Raw genomic sequence first — 5809 nt, forward strand, 5'->3', positions numbered from 1 at the left:
GCGGGCGGGGCCGTTTGGGGGGCTGGTTCTGGGGGGGGCGCGGCCGCGGGCGCGGGCGGTGCCCGGGGGGCGCGGGCGGGGGGCCTGGCGGCGCGCGCCGCCGCGGCCAGGGAGCCGACGGCGGCGAGGAGGTGTTCGACGACCTCGGCGTGGCTGCCGGAGACGCTCGCGAGCAGCCGGCACAGCGGGCAGCCGGTGCACAGGGTCGCGCCGGGCGCCACCGTCCACGGCGGCCCGGCGCGCGTCCCGGCCGTGGGCCCGTCCCAGTCGGCCGGCGCTCGCGGGGCGTCGAACGTGCCGGGCGCGTCGTCGGCGGTCGCCTGCCCGCCGGCCCCGACGGGTTCCGCCGGGGTGAACCGGTCCGAGGCGGCGGGGCCGGCGGACGCGCTCGCCCCCTCGCCCGGCGAGCTCGGCGCGCCGTGGGCGCCGAGCCAGTCGCGGACCGCGGCGGCGAGCAGGGCGGCCTCCTGGGCGAGGGATCCGGGTTCGGGCACGGGCCGCGGCTCGGTCACCGTGTCCCGGGCCTGCCCCGGCGCGGCGCTCGCCGCCCCGCCGCCGGCGGCGTCCGCGGTGAAGGCGTCCGCGGTCAAGTCGTCCGCGGTGAAGGCGTCCGCGGTGAAGGCGTCCGCGGTGAACCGAAGCCCCGGCCCGCCGCCGTCTGCCGGGGTTCCCGCTGGATCGGCCGAGCCGGCCGGGGCGGTCCGGCTCACGCGTGTACCCACTGGTCCGGGTCGGGGACGAACGAGACGACCAGCCGGTTGTCGCGCAGCCAGGCCGCCCGGACGTCGCAGCGACGCAGGGCGGCGGGCAGCGCCAGCAGCCGGCGGTGCGGGCCGACCGTCACGACCAGCTCGTCCCCCATCCGGGCGAGGTCAACCTCGCCGCGGTCGGCGAACGGTATGCCGAAGGACATCGCGTAGCCGTCGGCGGTCCGCTCCACGCGGGGCGCCTCGCTGTCCGAGCCCGCCCGGGCACCGAGCACGCCGGCCGGGTCGAGCGAGCCGTAGGCGGCCGCGCCGAACGCGGCCAGCTCCTCCAGCCCCACCGGCTCGCCGCCCCGGTAGGCGGCGCGCAGCACCGGCAGCGGGGCGAACGCGGCCTCGATCTCGCCGAGCTGCTCGCGGTGCGCCGCCGCCCAGCCGGCTCGCCAGACGTCGCCTCCGCCGGCCCCGATCACCCGGTTCGCGACCACCGCGTCCACCGGCAGGCCGTGCAGGGAGAGCGCGGTGAACACCTGCCGGGTGACCGCGAGCGAGGACGTCTCGGGGGTGAGCACCAGCCGGACGCTGGTGCGCGCCGGGTCGGTGAGCACCTCGCGCAGCTCGGCCGCGGTCACCCGCAGCCGGGTGAGCAGGTCGTAGACCGGCTCGGCGAGGTGCCCGACCCGGGTGGCCAGCCGCGCCGAACGCGACATCGACGGCCGGATCCAGCGGACGAACCGCCCGTCCGGCGGCAGCAGCCGCCGGCAGTACCACGACAGCGTCTCCGGGAACGACAGCAGCCGCAGCGCGTCGGCCGCCGGGCCGGCGTCCACCACCACCAGGTCATAGCGGTCGGACAGGAGATGGTCACGCAGCTCGAGCAGCGCCAGCATCTCGCCGACGCCGGTGAACGCGGCGAGCTCCTCGGCCTCGATCGGGTCGAGGTCGGCCTGGGCCCACGCCACGTCCAGCAGAGGCCGGATGGCGTCGAGGCGCCGCTCGAACGAGTGCTGCAGGTCGATCTGCACGCCGAACAGGCCGGGCTCGAGCTCCTCCGGCGCGCCGGACACCGGATGGTCGAGCGTGGCCGCGAGACCACCGACCGGGTTGAACGACACGAGCAACGTGCGGTGGCCGCGCTGGGCCGCGAGTGTCGCGGTCGCCGCGGCTACCGTCGTGGTCCCGCCGCCGCCCTTACCGGTGAACAGCACGCTGCGGCCGTAGCGGCTGGCAGGCTGGTCGGAGACCAGCCGCGCGGGCCGTTCAGAGGCATGGTGCACACCGGCCTCAGCTCTCGACGTGCTTCTTGAGGTCCTTGAGCGCGGCGTCGACGATGCCGCTTTGGACCTTGCGGCGCAGCAGGCCAGGAATCTTGATCTTCAGCTCGACGGTGAGGTCGTAGGTGATCTCGGTCTGGCCCTCGCCGAGGTCGCGCAGCGTGTAGCTGCCGTCCTGGGCGGACATGGCCTGGCCCTCGACGAGCGTCCAGGTCACCTTCGCGTCGTCGTGCCACGTGTAGTCGTTGACGAACTCGTCCTTCGCGATGCCGGCGTTCACCCGGAAGCGGGCCCGCTTCGGCCGGCCGTCGGGCCCGACCTCGAGGATCTCGGTCTGCTCGATCTGCCCGACCCACGTCGGGTACGCCGCGATGTCGGCGATGGCCGCCATCACGGTCGCCGGCTTGGCGTTGATGACGATCGAGGCGCTGGCGTGATCGGCCATCGCTGTCAGTACCTCCAGATCCGCCCGGGGCTGACCCGGCCCCCCGGCAACAACGTCCCCAACGCAATCACCCGAACGGGCCTCGGGACGCGCGAGGTGCTGGCCACGCGTCCCCTGGCCGGGCCAAGGTCACCTCGGATGCAACCAGGTAAAGGATCGCACCCACGTGGTGATGCCCGCCGACGGCCTCCGGACTCGCGAAGAACCACATGATCGCACGTCCTTCGGGCGGGCCGCTTCAGGCCGCCGGAAGCGCGACGGCGAGCCGCTGTCCCGAAGGTACGGCGAGCGACACGGTCAAAACCTCCCGGGGGTCTACCACTCCAGCACGAAGGGCGTGCCGTGGGCGTTGAAATGCCCGACGTTCACGCAGCGCGTCGAGCCAATATACAAAGAGTCGACAAGTGGTTGGTGGACGTGGCCGAACAGCGCGTACTTCGGCTGCGTCGCCTGGATGGCCGCCAGCACCGCCTCGCTGCCGCGCTCGAACCGGTTCGCCTTGACGTCGTAGACCAGCTCGGGCACGTGCGGCGGGATGTGGCAGCACAGCACGTCGACCTCGCCGATGGCCGCCACCTTCGCGGCGTAGGTCTCGTCGTCGATCTCGTACGGCGTGTTCATCGGGGTGCGCAGCCCGCCGCCGACGAACCCGAACCGCAGCCCGCCGATGTCGACCGTCTGGCCGTCCAGCAGGGTGAGCCCGTCGCGCAGGTAGTCGGGGTACAGGTGCGGCAGATCGACGTTGCCGTAGGTGAGATAGGTCGGCGTGGGGAAGGCCGCGAACAGCTGCGCGTACTGGCGGCGGATGGCGGACTCCATGATGGTGACGCGGTCACCCTCGAGCTGGGCCCACAGCCCGCGGGACCATTCCCGCGCCTCGTCGAACCGTTGCTCGGTGCGCAGCTCGATCATCTTGCGCACGGCGTCGGCGCCGAACAGGTCACCCATGATGCCGCGGCTGTGGTCCTGGTAGTCGATGAACAGGACGAGGTCACCGAGACAGATGAACGCGTCGGCGCCCTCGGCCGCGGCCGGCAGCGCGTCGGCCCTTCCGTGGACGTCGCTCACCACGTGGACCCGCATGTCCGAAGCTTAGAGGAACCGTCCCCGCCAAAAGGCCCTCGTCCGTGGACGCTCCCCGCCTCCGGCGCGGCCGGGCCATGACCGTTTCCGCCCAGTTTCCACCCGGTATCGGTCGGGTACTGACGGCGGGAACAACCTACGCGTCGGTAGCCCTCGCGTCGCTCGGCCGACTAACGTCTGACGTGACCGCCCCGCGTGCGTGACCGGGCGGCCGAGGGGGGCCACCGAAGAGCCGAACTCGGTGACCTGACCACTGGGCGGCCCTCCGGCGGCCCCGGCGACGAGCCGCGCCGGGACCGTGTCCGGGGGCCGCCCACACCCGGAAGGAGTTCCCGGTGCGTGAGTTCACCTCACCCGCCCTGGTCACCCTGCCCGACGACGCGACGCTCACCGACGGGCTGTTCGACCTCGTCGAGCGCCGTCCCGAGCAGGTGGTGATCCGGCGCAAGGTCGACGACGGGTTCGTCGACGTGACCTACCGGGAGTTCTTCGACCTGGTGCTGGCCGCGGCCGGGGGCCTGGTCGCGCGCGGCGTCGGCCCGGGCGACCGGGTCGCGCTGATGAGCCGGACCCGCTACGAGTGGACGGTCCTCGACTACGCGATCTGGATGGCCGGCGCGGTGACGGTGCCGGTCTACGAGACATCCAGCGCCGACCAGATCGAGTGGATCATCACCGACGCCGAGGTCACCCTCGCGCTGGTCGAGACCGAACAGCACGCGGCGCTGGTCGCCGAGGTCCGCGACCGGACGCCGACGCTGCGCGAGGTCCTCGTCATCGACTCCGGCGCGCTGGAGACCCTGCGGGCCGCCGGCGCGGCGGTGACCTCCGAACAGCTGGCGGCCGCGCGCGCGGGCGTGCGCGGCGACAGCGTGGCGACGATCATCTACACCTCGGGCACCACCGGCCGGCCGAAGGGCTGCGAGCTCAGCCACGGCGCTCTCCTGTTCGACGTGAAGGCGGCGGAGGCGCACCTGCCGGAGCTGTTCAGCAGCCAGCGAGACCCCTCGACGCTGCTGTTCCTCCCCCTGGCGCACGCCTTCGCGCGACTCGTCCAGAACGCGGCCGTCCAGATCGGCTTCCCGCTGGCCTACTCGGCGGACGTCTCCACGCTGGTCGCCGACCTCGGCAAGGCCCGGCCGAGCTACCTGCTCGCCGCGCCGCGGATCTTCGAGAAGGTCCACGCGCGCGCCCGGCACACGGCGCACGCCAGCGGCAAGGGGCGGATCTTCGACGCCGCCGAGAAGGCCGCGATCGCCTACAGCCAGGCGCTCGACACCCCGGGCGGCCCCGGCATCGGGCTACGGCTGCGGCACACCCTGTTCGACCGGCTCGTCTACGGCAAGCTGCGGGCCGTCCTCGGCGGGCGGGTCCGCTACGCCATCAGCGGCAGCGCGCCGCTGTCCGATCGGCTCAACCACTTCTTCCGGGGCATCGGCGTGGTCGTCCTGGAGGGCTACGGCCTGACCGAGACGGCGCCGGCGCTGTCCGCCAACCGGCCGAGCCACGTGAAGATCGGCACCGTCGGCCAGCCGTTCCCCGGCGTGACCGTCCGCATCGCCGACGACGGCGAGATCCTCGTCCGCGGCCCGCTGCTGTTCAGCGGCTACCACGCGAACGAGACCGCCACGAAGGAGGCGATCGACGCCGACGGCTTCCTGCGCACCGGCGACCTTGGCACCCTGGACGACGAGGGCTTCCTGCGGATCACCGGCCGCAAGAAGGAGATCCTCGTGACCGCCGGCGGCAAGAACGTCGCCCCGGCGCCGCTCGAGCACCTGCTGCAGACCCATCCGCTGATCAGCCAGGCGATGGTGATCGGCGACCGTCGCCCGTTCATCGCCGCGCTGCTCACGCTGGACGAGGAGGCGCTGGAGCGCTGGCTGTCCGAGCGCGGCCGGCCGGCCGACACCCCGGCCGCGACGCTCACCGAGGACCCCGAACTGCTGGCCGAGCTGCGCGGCGCCATCGACACGGCGAACGCCTCCGTGTCGCACGCCGAGTCGATCAAGAAGTTCACCGTGCTGCCGATGGACTTCACGGTCGAGTCCGGCGAACTGACCCCAAGCCTGAAGGTCCGCCGCGCCCTGGTCATGGACAAGTACGCCGACGCCGTCACCTCGCTGTACGGCGATCGCCGATGAGGCGGTCGGCTCAAGGTCGCCCAGGGGCGGCCATCGCCGCTTCGCCGTCGGGGGGCGGGGGGCCCCCCCCCCCCGGGGGGGGGGGGGGGCCGGGGGGGCCGGGGGGGGGGGGGGGGGGGGGGGGGGGGGGTGGGGGGGGGGGGGTTTGGGGGCCCCGGG

The 5809-nt window shown here is 73.7% G+C and carries 5 protein-coding genes; 1 reads left to right on the forward strand and 4 read right to left on the reverse strand.

The window, feature by feature from the left end; all coding sequences use genetic code 11:
• From I6A81_RS39950 to I6A81_RS39965, 4 genes are all read right to left on the reverse strand, one after another.
• Window positions 1-710: hypothetical protein (locus I6A81_RS39950; RefSeq protein ID WP_203010483.1), on the reverse strand; the 710-nt coding region annotated here is incomplete at its 3' end.
• Entirely contained in the window at window positions 707-1951 is a 1245-nt protein-coding gene (locus I6A81_RS39955) for an ArsA family ATPase (RefSeq protein ID WP_238430268.1), read from the reverse strand. The genes I6A81_RS39950 and I6A81_RS39955, both read right to left, overlap by 4 nt.
• Before the next feature lie 37 nt (window positions 1952-1988).
• Window positions 1989-2423 carry an SRPBCC family protein gene (locus I6A81_RS39960; protein WP_203005863.1) on the reverse strand — a complete coding sequence of 145 codons (435 nt, stop codon included), beginning with the start codon at window positions 2421-2423 and terminating at the stop codon, window positions 1989-1991.
• Window positions 2424-2738: 315 nt separating this feature from the next.
• The gene (locus I6A81_RS39965; RefSeq protein ID WP_203005864.1) at window positions 2739-3506 is read right to left on the reverse strand and encodes a metallophosphoesterase family protein; all 768 of its coding nucleotides are present in this window, start codon (window positions 3504-3506) and stop codon (window positions 2739-2741) included.
• A 335-nt stretch (window positions 3507-3841) separates the two neighbouring features.
• Here I6A81_RS39965 and I6A81_RS39970 point away from each other — a divergent pair, with 335 nt between their 5' ends.
• Entirely contained in the window at window positions 3842-5650 is a 1809-nt protein-coding gene (locus I6A81_RS39970) for an AMP-dependent synthetase/ligase (protein ID WP_203010484.1), read from the forward strand.
• Window positions 5651-5809: the final 159 nt, after the last annotated feature.

The organism is Frankia nepalensis (assembly GCF_016786325.1).
Lineage (GTDB): Bacteria > Actinomycetota > Actinomycetes > Frankiales > Frankiaceae > Pseudofrankia > Pseudofrankia nepalensis.

Bases quoted from the DNA above. Each gene is read 5' to 3' on its own strand.
- I6A81_RS39960 (WP_203005863.1), bottom strand. From the start codon at position 2,423: ATGGCCGATCACGCCAGCGCCTCGATCGTCATCAACGCCAAGCCGGCG.
- I6A81_RS39965 (WP_203005864.1), bottom strand. From the start codon at position 3,506: ATGCGGGTCCACGTGGTGAGCGACGTCCACGGAAGGGCCGACGCGCTG.